Genomic DNA, 14,184 nt, shown 5'->3' on the forward strand with positions numbered 1-14,184 from the left:
TCAACTGCTTAAATATTTTCTGGATCAATTTCTGGTGCTTTGTGGAATTTGATCAATTCATTGACGATGATCGGTACAATCGAAAGTAAGATTGAGATCACCCAATGGTTCATACTAATAGGTACCAGATAGAACAATTCTTGTGTCTGAGGAACTAGCGCGATGACTGTCGTGATTCCAATCGCTAACCAGGCCATTTGAGCCAACGATTTATTTGTAGCCAAGTCCACTCTGAAAATCGATTTCGCACTACGCACATTAAAAACGTGTAGAATCGATGAATACGCTAAAACTAAGAAGGCGACGGTTTGACCGACTTCCAAACTTGGTGGGGTGAAATAGCTGACGTGGTCAACGAACGCTCCCACATAAAATCCAATCAAAGTGACGACGGTAAAGACCGCGGCATTCAATCCAATTTTTTGCCATAAACCACGAGCAAAGATCCCTTCATTTCGAGGAATTGGTTTTTCATCCATAATTCCTGCTTCCGCCGGTTCACGACCTAGTGCGAAGCCTGGTAAGCCATCTGCTACAACGTTTACAAACAACAATTGAACAGCGGTAAACGGTGCTCCCCAGCCTAACAACATCGCAATCACTACGATAAAAATCTCCGAAATGTTACAGCTCAACAAGAAATTGATCGCCTTACGAATCCCTTGATAAACGGAACGTCCTCGAGCTACCGCATCAACGATCGTCGCGAAGTTATCATCGGTCAAAATCATATCCGCTGCACCTTTAGCAACATCCGTCCCCGTAATTCCCATCGCACAACCAACATCACTGGCTTTCAAAGCAGGAGCATCATTGACACCATCTCCAGTCATTGCCACAACGGCACCTGTCCGCTGCCATGATTTAACAATTCGAATCTTGTCTTCTGGTGTTACTCGCGCATAAACAGAAAGGTCTTTCACCTTTTCATCCAACTCTTCATCGGTCATTTTTTGTAACTGCGCGCCAGAAAGTGCTTCTTTGCGACTCTTCATAATTCCAAGTTCTTTGGCGATAGCCCCAGCTGTTACGACATGATCGCCAGTGATCATCACCGTTTTAATTCCCGCTTTTTTGGCACGGGCAATCGCAGCTTTTGATTCTGGACGAGGCGGATCGATCATCCCGATCAAGCCCATCAGACGTAAATCTTTCTCTAACGCTTCTGACGTAATTTCTTTTGGTTCTTCATCATGAATCGCATAACCAACAGCGATTACTCGTAACGCTTTTTTTCCGAAGCGATCATTTACGATTGCCGCCTGGTCAACATCACCATAATGAAATTTGGGCAACAGTACATCAAAGGCCCCTTTAGTAATTGAGATGAATTTTTTCCCGCGTTTATGTACGGTAGTCATCATTTTTCGTTCAGAGTCAAACGGAATCTCACCGATTCGCGGATATTTTTCTTCAAGCTCTGACTTAGTATGATAGTTTTCTTCCACAGCTCGAACAATCGCCGCTTCAGTCGGATTTCCTTTGATTTCTAATTCATTATCATCATTTTCTACAACGACATCGGTACAAAGAGCCGCCGTACTTAAAACTTCCATCGCCTCTTCGGTCATGCCTTCTTCTGTATCAACAACAGAATCACCATGAGTCCAGACACGGCGTACCCGCATTTTGTTTTGCGTTAAGGTTCCGGTTTTATCGGAACAAATGACATTGGCTGACCCAAGGGTTTCAACCGCTGGCAACTTGCGAATAATAGCATTTTTCTTCGCCATTTTTTGCACACCAAAAGCCAAGGTTAATGTCACGATGACCGTCAATGTTTCCGGCACTGCTGCTACTGCTAATGAGATCGCAGTGATAAACATGTCCAACATCGGTTCGCCTTGCATTTCACCAATGAAAAACACAAAAGCCGCAGCTGCCAAAGCGATCAAACTGATCCGTTTGCCTAAATGATTTAATCGTTTTTGCAGAGGTGTTTTTTGCGTTTCATCACTATTTAATAACCCGGCAATTTTCCCCATCTCGGTCTTCATACCGGTTTCCGTAACGATTGCCTTACCACGACCGTTTACAACTGTGGAGCCTTTGTACAGCATATTCAGACGATCGCCCAATGCTTCGTCCTCTTCACCAATATAATCGGCATCCTTCATGACCGGCTCGCTCTCGCCTGTCAACGCAGATTCTTCCACTCGCATTTGTGAAGCTTCCACGATACGGGCATCAGCAGTAATCAGTGAACCTGATTCCAAAAGCAACGTATCCCCTGGAACTAATTCTTCAGCATCAATCTCTTGCTGTTTGCCATCACGTAAGACAGTTGCTGATTGCTTGTTCATGTCCTGTAACGCAGATAATGCTTTTTCGGCGTTACCTTCTTGTACAATTGCTAAAACTGAATTGATCACTACAATCGCAATAATCAAAAAACTCTCAAAATAATCGCCGTGGTCCGTAGCAATCGCCGTGTAAAGTGAGATAACTGCTGCAACAAGTAAAATAATTGTCGTGAAATCGGTCAAACTATGGAAGAATTTTTTCGCTACCGATTCCTTCGGTGCATCTTCAAATTTGTTTTTGCCGTTATTTTTTAATTTTTCTTCAACTTTTTTTTCTGTCAAACCATTATCTAAATCAGCTTCATATTCCTTAATCACAGTATCTGCTGTCTCTTTGTAGGATTCCATCCTATTCCTCCTCTTGTTATAAAAAAACTACCTATATTATTACTATAACACAGAAAAGGCGGCTAACTCAAAGTATACAACTCGTTTTTTGTCAAAAAGAAACAAATCAAATATATCAAAATAACCAAGCGTAATCGCTTCCATAAAGTAATGGTTTATGCTATATTATAGATACAAGGAAGGAGGAACTTAGATCATTCGAAGGATTTCTCGATGCAAGTAGAAAAAAATAAACACTAAAAATTGTTAGTAATACAAGATTCACCGAAAAGTTGTCAAAAGTATGCGTGTGAAGTATTTCCTTATAAATAGTGAATGCGTATCACAGGTTGAGTAACACTATCAAACACACAAGTAAAAAGATACGTAATTGAGAAAAAAGTTTCTTAAAACTGAATAAAAGTGAAAACGTAATAAGAACAAACATTTATGTTTATAGTCAAGAAATTCATGTAATACTTTGCATGTATCATAAAGTAATATAAAATTCGAATGAACTAATCCTTCCGAAATTCTAAGAGCCAGGCTTATCGAGAGCCTGGCTTTTTTTGCGAGTTCCACTTCGCGTTTTTAACGCGATTAGTGGAATCGTATGCGTGTGAAAATTTCGGATTTTTTTGGGTTTTAAAAATATACTTCTAATTAATTTGAGTAGCTGGCAGTTTTTCTTCCTGCTTTAGCNTTTTTAACGCGATTAGTGGAATCGTATGCGTGTGAAAATTTCGGATTTTTTTGGGTTTTAAAAATATACTTCTAATTAATTTGAGTAGCTGGCAGTTTTTCTTCCTGCTTTAGCTGGTTAGAAAAATGATAGACATACGAAGATTTTGTATTTTTTAGGATGACACCTCCACATAAAAAAGCCAGCGAATTTCTTCGCTGGCTTTACTGATATTATTTTACAAACATCGCATCGCCAAAGCTGAAGAAGCGATAACGTTCTTCGATTGCATGGTGATAGGCGGCTAATGTTTCTTCCCGACCCGCAAATGCACTAACTAACATTACTAAGGTTGATTTAGGCAAATGGAAATTGGTTGAAAAAGCTTGAACGACTTTAAATTCATACCCAGGGGTAATAAAGATATCGGTCCAACCGCTATCGGCTTTGATCTCGCCATTGAATTTAGTACCGATGGTTTCCAATGTACGGATCGATGTCGTTCCTACTGCGACGATTTTCCCGACATTATTACGGACGTCATTCAATTGAGCAGCGGCTTCTTCAGTTAAACGATAAAATTCACTGTGCATTTGATGTTCAGCGATATTATCGACACTGACTGGACGGAAGGTCCCTAGCCCGACGTGTAAGGTTAAATAAACCAGTTTCACACCTTTAGCCGCGATTTTTTCTAGCAGTTCCGGCGTAAAATGCAACCCTGCCGTTGGTGCAGCGGCTGATCCGTTTTCTTTAGCATAGACGGTTTGATAGCGTTCCGGATCTTCCAGCCGTTCTTTGATGTAAGGCGGTAAAGGCATTTCTCCTAAGGATTCTAGATTTTCTAAAAAGATTCCTTCGTAAGAAAATTCTACGATTCGACCGCCGTGTTCTAATTCTTGTTTGACTTCCGCTTTTAACCGACCATCACCAAAAACAATTTGCGTACCAACCTTAGCACGACGAGCAGGCTTGATTAATGTCTCCCATTCGTCCCCTTGCGTATTGTTTAACAGCAAGACTTCTAAGTGACCGCCAGTCTCAGGTTTTTCTCCATACAATCGAGCAGGTAGTACCCGCGTATCGTTCATAACTAGGGCGTCACCGGCATTCAATTCATCAATGATCGCATCGAAATGCTTGTCCTCTATTTTCCCCGTTTGATGATCCAAAACTAATAAACGCGAGCTGTCGCGTTTTTCGAGAGGCGTTTGAGCAATTAATTCTTCAGGTAAATCAAAATCAAAATCTTCAGTTGTTAACATAGCTTCTCCTCTTTTCCTCGGCTATTCTACCATGCAGAAGATTTCTTGAAAAGCCAAGTAGTAGCCTCAAAACAAAAAAACGCGTATACTTACTAAAAATAAGTTAACTTCAGGAGGACAAACGATGCCATACTTTCATCATGTTTCCTTACTTACACAAAACCGGCAAGAAAATCTTACCTTTTACACGCAGCTTTTAGGTCTGCGTTTTGTCAAAAATACTGTCAATCAAGAAAATACCCGCATGCTTCATTATTATTACGGTGACTATCAAGGTAGCCCTGGCTCAGTCATCACTTTTTTTATCGTGCCGCATCTTGGTCAGCGACGGGATGAAGCTCACTATCTAGCAGAAATTGGGTTGAATGTCCCGAAAGATAGTCTAGACTTTTGGCAACAGCGTTTTGAAACACAAGGCATTGCTGTAGAAAGAAAACCGACAGTGCTTAAAGTCCAAGATCCGGATCAAGTCAGCCTGACTTTTTACGAGACAGACCAAGCAGCTCCGACAAAAGAATTGATCGTCAACAATGAGATCCCGGCCGATAAACAAATTTTGGGCTTAGCTGATATTAATTTCTATGTCCCTGATCCGCAAAAAACGGCGGACTTTTTTAAACAGCTGCTAGGTTGGTCGACTGAAAAACAAACGATTCAACTAAGTTCAAATGAAAAAATCACTCTTACTGCAACAGCTGCTAACGAAAAGACTCGGATGGGCCGTGGCAGTATTGATCACGTCGCCTTTGCGGTGAAGGATGATGAAGCGTTGGATTTACTTTATAAAAAGGCCCGCCAACAAAAGTGGCAAATCGAAAAAATTATTTCTCGTGGCTACTTCAAAAGTCTCTATATTCGCGAACCTGGCGGAAATCGAGTAGAGTTCGCCACAGAAAGCCCTGGCTTTACGATTGATGAACCTTTGGAACATTTAGGTGAACAGCTGGCCTTGCCACCTTTTCTGGCCGATCAACGTGCCTCGATTGAAGAAAAGCTCTATTCAGAAAAATGATCAGAATGTTAACAGTTTTTCAAGCATGCTTGGAAAACTGTTTTTTTTCTTCCCTCAAAAACATCAATTATTAGGAATAAGATAGCGAAAACAAATCTAATCCTGTTCTTTTTTAATTTAACAATTCTTTTTACAGCGCTTTATTTGCGCTTTCAATGAGCCTGTCATTTGCTTTTTTATCATTCTTTGTAGCATACTAAAATTATAAGTCTGTTAAATTTTTTACATTTAGGAGTGAAAAAATGATTGAATTTGACCACGTTTCTAAAATTTATAATGGAAACAAAGTAGCTGTAGAGGATGTTAACCTCTCCTTTGATAAAGGAGAATTCATTTGTTTGATTGGTACTAGTGGTAGTGGAAAAACAACAACGATGCGGATGATCAACCGCATGATCGATCCAACCAAAGGCACGATCACCATCAATGGAGAAGATATCCAAAAGAAAAATCCGGTAGAATTACGGCGCCAAATTGGTTACGTCATCCAAAATATCGGCTTGATGCCGCACATGACAATTCGTGAGAACATCACTTTGGTTCAACGGCTATTGAAAGTCGATAAGGAAGAACAAAATAAAACGGCTGAAAAAATGATCGACCTGGTTGAACTACCGCGGGACATGCTGGATCGTTATCCGCATGAATTATCTGGTGGACAACAACAACGGATCGGTGTTGTTCGTGCGCTCGCTGCCGATCAAGATGTCATCTTGATGGATGAGCCTTTTGGTGCACTTGATCCAATCACCCGTGATTCGTTGCAAGATTTAGTAAAAGATTTACAAGAACGTTTAGGCAAAACGATTGTCTTTGTGACCCATGATATGGATGAAGCTTTGAAACTGGCCAACCGGATCGCCATTATGGACAATGGGAAAGTCATTCAATTTGATACACCGGAAAATATTTTACAAAAACCGGCGAATGAATTTGTTGAGGAATTACTCGGTGAGGATCGCTTACTGCAAGCCAAACCGGATACTACTACCGTAGGTGAGATCATGATGAACACAGCGATCTCAATCACACCGGAAAAAAGTTTACAGAATGCGATTCGTTTGATGCGTGAAAAACGGGTTGATACGTTGCTGATCGTAGATGAAGACAATGTCTTAAAAGGCTTTGTAGATATCGAGACGATTGATCGTGAACGCCGCCGTGGCAAAGCGACGAGCATTGGCGATATCATCAATCCAAATGTTTTTTATGTGAAAGAATCCGCCTTAGTTCGCGATAGCTTGCAACGTATTTTGAAACGGGGCGTAAAATATGTGCCCGTCGTAGACGACAAGAAACATCTTGTCGGTATTTTGACGCGGGTCTCATTAGTAGACATTATTTACGATGTGCTGTGGGGCGAAGAAGAGACATTTGGCGATGCTGCTGAAAATATCGTATCCAGTGAGGAGGCGTAAAGTATGCAAGCTTTTATTAATCAATACGGCGGACAAATCCTTACTAAAAGCACGGAGCATTTGTATATTTCTGCCGTGGCTTTAGGCCTTGGGATTTTAGTCGCTGTACCTTTGGGTGTCCTACTGACGCGGCTACCAAAAATCGCTAGTTTTGTAATTGGCGTTGCCAGCGTTTTACAAACGGTGCCCTCATTGGCCTTACTAGCTTTGATGATCCCACTTTTAGGAGTCGGGAAAGTCCCTGCGATTGTCGCTTTGTTCATCTATTCCCTACTGCCAATTCTGCGAAACACCTATATTGGGATGAAAGGCGTCGATCGCAACTATGTTGATGTCGCTAAAGGGATGGGCATGACCAATCTACAATCAATTTTTTCGGTTGAATTACCGATTGCGATTCCAACAATCATGGCAGGGATTCGACTGGCGGCCGTTTACGTAATCGCTTGGGCAACCTTGGCTTCTTATATTGGAGCCGGTGGACTTGGTGATATGATCTTCAGTGGGTTGAATAATTTCCAACCGCCGTTGATCTTTGCGGGAACGATCCCGGTAGTCATCATCGCCTTAGTCGTCGATTTCTTATTAGGTCTGCTGGAAGATCGTATGACACCAGCGGCATTACGGAAGGAGGAATAAGCTATGGGTAAGAAAATGAAAACCTTGATCCTGCTTGGCGTCTCATTACTTTTCCTAAGTAGCTGTTCCTTCCCAGGATTAGCTACCAATGATGATGAAGACACCATCGCCGTTACTGGCGGGATCACCTCAGAAATGCAGATTCTCGGTAGTATCGTGGCGGGTATGGTAGAACATTATACGGATAAAAACACGACCGTGATCAATAACCTAGCTACCAATATGATCAATCATCAAGCAATGTTGAAAAAAGATGCTTCGATCTCATCCGCTCGTTACACAGGAACCGACTTGTCCTCGATCTTGCAGTTACCTGCTGAAAAAGATCCAGACAAAGCTTTCAAGATCGTTCATGATCAATTTGAAAAACGCTTCGATCAAACGTGGTTCCCTTCTTATGGCTTTGACAATACTTATGTCTTTTTAGTTCGTAAGGATACCGCTGAAAAATACAATTTGAAAAAAGTCAGTGACTTAAAACGAGTAGCTGGCGAATTAAAGGCCGGCGTAGATACTTCATGGATCACTCGTAAAGGGGATGGCTATGAAGGATTCAAAGAAGCTTACGGATTTGAATTTTCTTCTATTCTACCGATGCAGATCAGTCTCGTTTACGATGCTTTATCCGCTGGTAAAATGGATATCGTTTTAGGCTATTCAACCGATGGACGGATCGCCAGCTATGATCTTGTGATGCTGGAAGATGATTTACATTTCTTCCCACCCTATGACGCAGCACCGATCGTTTCCAATGAGCTGTTGAAATCTGACCCTAAAGTCAAAGACGCGTTGGACCGCTTAGCCGGAACCATCGATACCGAGCAAATGCAAAAACTGAATTATAAAGCCGATAATGATCTCGTTGAACCTGAGATCGTCGCAGAAGATTTTCTAAAAGAACATAACTATTTCGAAGGGAAGTGACCGAAGTGGAAAATCTAAACACCTTTCAACAATTTATTCAATATTTTCAAACGAATGGCAGTATCGTTTTCCAACAATTTATTCGCCACTTTCTCATCTCGATCTATGGTGTAATCTTTGCGGCGATCGTCGCGATTCCAGTGGGGACCTTCATCGCCCGCCATTCAAAACTAGCCAACTGGGTGATCCGCTTAGCAAATATCATCCAAACGATCCCTTCATTAGCCATGATTTCTGTCTTGATGATCGGTATGGGCCTCGGCGTCAACGTTGTAATCTTGACCGTCTTCTTGTATTCCCTATTACCAATCATCAAAAACACCTATACAGGCATGCGCCAAGTCGATAAAAACGCATTAGATGTTGGGACCGGTATGGGGATGACAAACTGGCAGCGGCTGTACATGATTGAACTTCCCTTATCCGTTTCCGTCATTATGGCAGGGATTCGGAATGCGTTAGTCGTTGCGATTGGAATTACCGCTATTGGTGCCTTCGTCGGTGCCGGTGGATTGGGAGATATTATTATCCGAGGGACCAACGCTACCGATGGGACGGCAATCATTTTAGCCGGAGCGTTACCGACCGCCTTAATGGCGATCGTCACCGATTGGATCTTAAGTATCGTGGAACGGAAATTAGATCCCGCAACAAAAACCAGTAAATAAGAAAAAAGGAGCTGAGACAAATTGATGTCCCAGCTCCTTTTTTTATTTCTTCAAATGGTAGTTATAGGTACTAATGATAATATCATCGCGATATGACAGACGGAAACGCAAACGCAACGCAGTCTGGTTATGGAGCGATCGTTTCCAAGTTCTGTTCGGAACAAATTCTGGAATCAAAACAGTCGTCGTATAATTGTGCTCACGAGCGTTCTTACTTACCCGGTCGACGTAACGACTAACAGGGTTAACAATCGAGCGATAAGGTGAACGAACGACAGAGAAACGAACATCGGGGAACTTCTCGCGGAACTCCCGGCGAATTTCTTTTTCCTTCTCTTCATTTTCTTCTAAAGAAACGTGCATCGCGATCACATAATCTCCGATTGAGCGAGCATAATTGATAGCCCCGATATTTACTTGGGTCACATTTCCGACCAAAACGATCACGGTATTTCCATCATAATCATGCAATTCTACCTCATCAGCTAGACGCAATTGCTCCGCCACATTTTTGTAATGACCGTGGACTTTATAAAAAGCATAGATCAAAATCGGCATGATAATGAAGAAAGGCCAAATATCAAGTAAACGATAAGCAAATAGAATTACCACAATGGCAAAGGAAATCAAGGCGCCGATAATATTCGCAATCGATTTTCTAAACCAATGAGGGCCTTCTTTACGCCATTTTAAGACCATTCCCGTTTGCGATAACGTAAAGGGAATAAACACTCCGACTGAATACAATGGAATCAAACGCTCCGTCGAGCCTTGGAAGATCAGCAACAAAATGATCGAACCTAAGGCTAAGGTAATGATCCCATTAGAATAACCTAGCCGGTCGCCGCGATCTTGGTAACGGTGAGGTAAAAATTTATCTTTGGCTAAGTTATAAGCTAAGACTGGAAAGGCCGAGAAGCCGGTATTAGCAGCGACGGCTAAAATCAATGCGGTCACGAATTGCAATACATAATACATGATCCCCTTGCCAAACACGGCTTCACCAACTTGTGATAAGACCGTCACTTTAGCTGTGGGAACAACGCCGACCCAATAGCTTAAAAAGGTAATTCCACTAAAGAAGAAACCTAGAATTAAGCCCATCATGGCTAGAGTTCCCGCCGCATTTTTAGCCCGCGGTTTTTTAAAGAACGGAACGGCATTACTGATTGCTTCTACACCGGTTAATGAAGAAGAACCAGATGAGAAGGCCCGTAGCAGTAACGCGATCGTCACACCCGGTACTACAGCTCCTACTTGTGCTGTTGCGTGCATCGGTGCTGCACCGGTTAAGATTTTTACAAAGCCAACTACAATCAAAATCGTGATGACTGCAATAAAACTGTAGACCGGTGTCATTAACAGTCCCGCGCTTTCACGTAAGCCTCGTAAATTCATCAGCATCAATAATAAAACAATAATGACAGAAATCAAAACGCGATGATGATACAAGGCTGGGATGGCGGAAGCAATCGCTTCTGCACCAGCTGAGACCGATACAGCCACCGTCAGCATATAATCGACTAGGAGCGAGCCCCCGGCGATCAAACCAGCGTTCTTTCCTAAATTCTCACTACTAACGACATAAGCGCCGCCGCCATGAGGGTACGCATGAATAATTTGACGATAAGACAAAATCAATGACGTCAATAATACTAAAACGACAACTGCGATTGGCAATGAATACCAAATAGCTGCCGCGGACAACGTCACTAGAACGACAACGATCTGTTCTGTCCCATAAGCAACTGAAGACAACGCGTCTGATGAAAGCATCGCCAAAGCCGCAAAACGTGATAGATTTTGATCATCATTTTCCGACGACTTCAGTGGCCGACCGACCAGCAAGCGTTTAAGATAATCCACAAGACTCACTCCTTATTCTAACTAATGTAATTTCATTCAAAAATTATGTTCGATCCTAATACGATCTACTCGCGCTTATCCTTTTTCATAAGCGAATAAATAGTCGTTCAAAAAAATACAAACAAGCGAAATATTACTCGTCCTCAATCTAAATGTCAATGGTTTTTTCAAAGTCTTTTCATAACCTAAGTAAAACATGAAAACAGGCAAAACAACAGTAATACGCTGTTGTTTTGCCTGTTGATTTTTAATGGAAAATTTTACTTTCATGAGCGACTTTCGTCAGCTTCGTCAAATGCGGTTGTAGCAATGGATAAGCCCACGTGCCTAAGATACCGAAGACGATGAATAATACGATCATGATGATGATATCTTGACTGGCGTTTGGCCAATAGATCCCACCGGCACTTTCACGCAATAAATTCACCGCATGGGTAAACGGCAGCCATGGATTGACCGCTTGGAAGAATTTCCCAGAGACTTGGATCGGATAATTCCCACCACCACCTGAGATAGATAGAACCAAGATAATGATTGCGATCCCTTTGCCGACTGTCCCAAAGAGCGCTACTAGCGCGTAGACGATCATCATAAAGGCCAAGGCCACTAAGACAGCGAATAACACACTATAGACCGGATTCTTCACGTAGACACCTAATAAGAACATATTCCCAAGAGTTACGATCAGCGCTTGTCCAACGCTGACGGTTAGGTAAGTCAACATCCGCGCACCAAATTGTTCCCGTTTGGTATATTTGCCGCGGTCTTTTTTATCTAAGACAAACTCCGTCGTCGTGACACTAGAGAACAACACTGCTCCTACCCATAAACAAAGGGCGGTGTAAAACGGTGTGCTAGCAGATCCGTTATTGGCGATCGGATACATCGTGTTGGTTTGTAATTCCACTGGAGTGGTAAAGAAATCACTTTCCTTTTGAGCATCCAGTTTCAATAATTTCAATACTTGACCGAAATCAATCGTCTTGTCACCTTCTCCGATTGCTTTCGCCGCTTTTTGAATCCCACTACGTAAAGTTGGATAATCATTTTTAATTAAATCGGTCGCAAGATTCAAGGCTTGTTCAACTTCCGGCAGTTTATCATTAGCCACCTTCAAGCCACCAGTTAAATCTTGTTTGACTCCAGGCCAATCATTTTGCATGAAGTTCGCTGCTAAGCCCAATTTTTGTTCAACGACTGGCAATTCATTGTTGTAAAGGTCCACCCCTGTATTGATTCCATTCACAATCTCATTCATATGACCATTTAGCAACGTATTTGCGTCATGAACTTCTTGACCGATCGCTGGCATTTGTTTTTGGTACTTCTCTAAGAAAGTAATGGCGTTGCTGACGGTTCCTTCCGTTGAATTCAGCAATGCGGCAAAATCAATTTGCTGTGCTTGATTCAACACTCCTTGAGCTGTTGTGATCGTGTTGATTAATTTATCAAGTATTGTGCTGACGGTTTGGCCAACTTGTTCAGCATTGATGCCGTTGACAACATTTGCGATATTTTCAGCAGCCTGTCGAACTTGTGCCAAAAAGCTTTTAACTTGATCGATATTGCCACTTTGAATAGCATTGTTCAAATCGTTTAGACGATCATTCAAATTGCTTAATGCTTGTTTCGCGCTAGCTAACATTGTCAAAATATTGCTTAATTTTTGGCTCGCGTCGGTGTCACCATTTTTATCAGCTAAGTCTTTCATGTTCTGAACCATTTCAGAAAGAGAATCAATCGCGGCTTGTTGATCTTGGTTTCCTTGAATAAAACTATTAATCAATTTACCAAGATTATCTTTTTCATCTTGACTTAGTTGATTATCTTCCAGTGCTGTTTCAATCGAACCGGCTAATGATTCAGTCGTCTCTGCCACCTGCCCAATCGACTGCAAGGTAACTTGCACACTGCTTGAAATACTTGGAACGGCTGCTTTTAATTTTTCAGCGCCGTCTTTGGTAGTACCCGCCAAATCGTTGGCTTGGCTGCCTAGTTTTTGGATATCTGGCAAAACCGTTTGGACTTGATGAATAATGTTTAGCCCTTGTTTGGCTTCGTTGATCCCGTCATTCAGCGTCTTCTCAATCGAAGCGAAATCACTATCGACTTGAGCCAACTGATCGCCGGCTTGTTGGATCTCTGGGATCTTTTGTTGCAAGGTCAAAATGACGCTGGCCTGCTTTTTGATCTCAGGCATTTTTTGATTTAAAGTAATCAGCTTTTGACCCATCTCATCAACTTGCGGCAAGTATTTTTCAAACTCGTTCGCCTTCGCTAGTTTTTCCTTTAGCTCAGGCATCTTACCTTGAACTGCTACGACTTCTTGGGTGTACTTATCGATTTCGCCTAAATTGTCGTTGGTCGTCAAAATCAAATTCTTGACCTTGTTGATACTAACTAGATTGGCGTCAATGTCGTAACCGATCTCGTTGAAGACTTTCAACAAGGTCGAGCTAGCCGTCTTAATAAATTCTTGACTGATCTCTTGTTGGATCGAGCCGGCACCTTTATCAGTAATCTTCGGAGCGATCGCGTTGATCTTTTGATTCAAATAATATTCGATCTTCGGTTTCTTGATATCTCCGGAAGTAAAGCTTAGTAAATCTTTGGAAAATTCTTTAGGCAAATAAATTCCCGCATAATATTTTCCTGAGCGGACGCCGTCAACGACTTGTTTCTTTGAGTCAACGAAACGCCAGCCTAATTGTTTGTTTTCATGGAGATTTTTAACGACTTCTTTCCCGATTTCCACGTCTTTGTCTTGGAACTTCGCCCCCGCATCGGCACTATAGACCGCGATTGGCAGTTCTCCCGTATTTGAATACGGGTCCCATAATGCTTTGATATTAAACCAAGCATAAAGTGAGGGAATGATGACTAACGCAGCCATCAGAAAAATGGCGATCGGATTTTTGAAAATTCGTCGCCAATCTAGTCGATACAGAGTCCATGTATTTTTAAGGGATTGTAAAACTTTCATTGATTTCACCTACTATTTTTTCTCGCTGAACTAATGTAGCACGGAATTTCGGCTAATTTCAATTCTGATGGGTATCTGAAATCACCTTTTTTGACAT

General features: G+C 41.9%; 9 protein-coding genes. 5 read left to right on the forward strand and 4 right to left on the reverse strand.

The annotated features are described in order from the left end of the window. Positions 1-8: 8 nt before the first annotated feature. Entirely contained in the window at positions 9-2,651 is a 2,643-nt protein-coding gene (locus RV00_RS05765) for a cation-translocating P-type ATPase (RefSeq protein WP_071861662.1), read from the reverse strand. A gap of 894 nt (positions 2,652-3,545) precedes the next feature. Continuing rightward, positions 3,546-4,577, reverse strand: a complete 1,032-nt coding sequence (gene queA, locus RV00_RS05770; protein WP_071861663.1) for a tRNA preQ1(34) S-adenosylmethionine ribosyltransferase-isomerase QueA — start codon at positions 4,575-4,577, stop codon at positions 3,546-3,548. A 124-nt stretch (positions 4,578-4,701) separates the two neighbouring features. On the opposite strand from queA, the gene RV00_RS05775 reads away from it, so the two are divergent. The 5 genes from RV00_RS05775 (at position 4,702) to RV00_RS05795 (ending at position 9,238) form a co-directional block, all read left to right on the forward strand. Then, positions 4,702-5,589, forward strand: coding sequence for a VOC family protein (locus RV00_RS05775; protein ID WP_071861664.1), 888 nt, complete (start codon positions 4,702-4,704; stop codon positions 5,587-5,589). 242 nt (positions 5,590-5,831) lie between these two features. Further along, entirely contained in the window at positions 5,832-7,007 is a 1,176-nt protein-coding gene (locus tag RV00_RS05780) for a betaine/proline/choline family ABC transporter ATP-binding protein (protein ID WP_071861665.1), read from the forward strand. Positions 7,008-7,010: 3 nt separating this feature from the next. Next, on the forward strand, positions 7,011-7,646 hold the full coding sequence (locus RV00_RS05785) for an ABC transporter permease (protein ID WP_071861666.1): 636 nt from the start codon (positions 7,011-7,013) through the stop codon (positions 7,644-7,646). 3 nt (positions 7,647-7,649) lie between these two features. Then, on the forward strand, positions 7,650-8,570 hold the full coding sequence (locus RV00_RS05790; RefSeq protein ID WP_071861667.1) for an osmoprotectant ABC transporter substrate-binding protein: 921 nt from the start codon (positions 7,650-7,652) through the stop codon (positions 8,568-8,570). Between the two features lie 5 nt (positions 8,571-8,575). Then, positions 8,576-9,238: an ABC transporter permease gene (locus tag RV00_RS05795; protein ID WP_071861668.1), complete on the forward strand. Its 663-nt coding sequence runs from the start codon at positions 8,576-8,578 to the stop codon at positions 9,236-9,238. 42 nt (positions 9,239-9,280) lie between these two features. On the opposite strand, the gene RV00_RS05800 is transcribed toward RV00_RS05795, so the two are convergent. Both RV00_RS05800 and RV00_RS05810 read right to left on the reverse strand, forming a co-directional pair. Further along, entirely contained in the window at positions 9,281-11,104 is a 1,824-nt protein-coding gene (locus tag RV00_RS05800; RefSeq protein WP_071861669.1) for an APC family permease, read from the reverse strand. A 247-nt stretch (positions 11,105-11,351) separates the two neighbouring features. Next, a complete protein-coding gene (locus RV00_RS05810; protein WP_071861671.1) occupies positions 11,352-14,087 on the reverse strand; it encodes a YhgE/Pip domain-containing protein in 2,736 nt (911 codons plus the stop codon). Between the last annotated feature and the right edge of the window lie 97 nt (positions 14,088-14,184).

It is taken from the genome of Enterococcus devriesei, assembly GCF_001885905.1.
Lineage (GTDB): Bacteria > Bacillota > Bacilli > Lactobacillales > Enterococcaceae > Enterococcus_A > Enterococcus_A devriesei.

Bases quoted from the DNA above. Each gene is read 5' to 3' on its own strand.
- RV00_RS05765 (WP_071861662.1), bottom strand. From the start codon at position 2,651: ATGGAATCCTACAAAGAGACAGCAGATACTGTGATTAAGGAATATGAA.
- queA (WP_071861663.1), bottom strand. From the start codon at position 4,577: ATGTTAACAACTGAAGATTTTGATTTTGATTTACCTGAAGAATTAATT.
- RV00_RS05775 (WP_071861664.1), top strand. From the start codon at position 4,702: ATGCCATACTTTCATCATGTTTCCTTACTTACACAAAACCGGCAAGAA.
- RV00_RS05780 (WP_071861665.1), top strand. From the start codon at position 5,832: ATGATTGAATTTGACCACGTTTCTAAAATTTATAATGGAAACAAAGTA.
- RV00_RS05785 (WP_071861666.1), top strand. From the start codon at position 7,011: ATGCAAGCTTTTATTAATCAATACGGCGGACAAATCCTTACTAAAAGC.
- RV00_RS05790 (WP_071861667.1), top strand. From the start codon at position 7,650: ATGGGTAAGAAAATGAAAACCTTGATCCTGCTTGGCGTCTCATTACTT.
- RV00_RS05810 (WP_071861671.1), bottom strand. From the start codon at position 14,087: ATGAAAGTTTTACAATCCCTTAAAAATACATGGACTCTGTATCGACTA.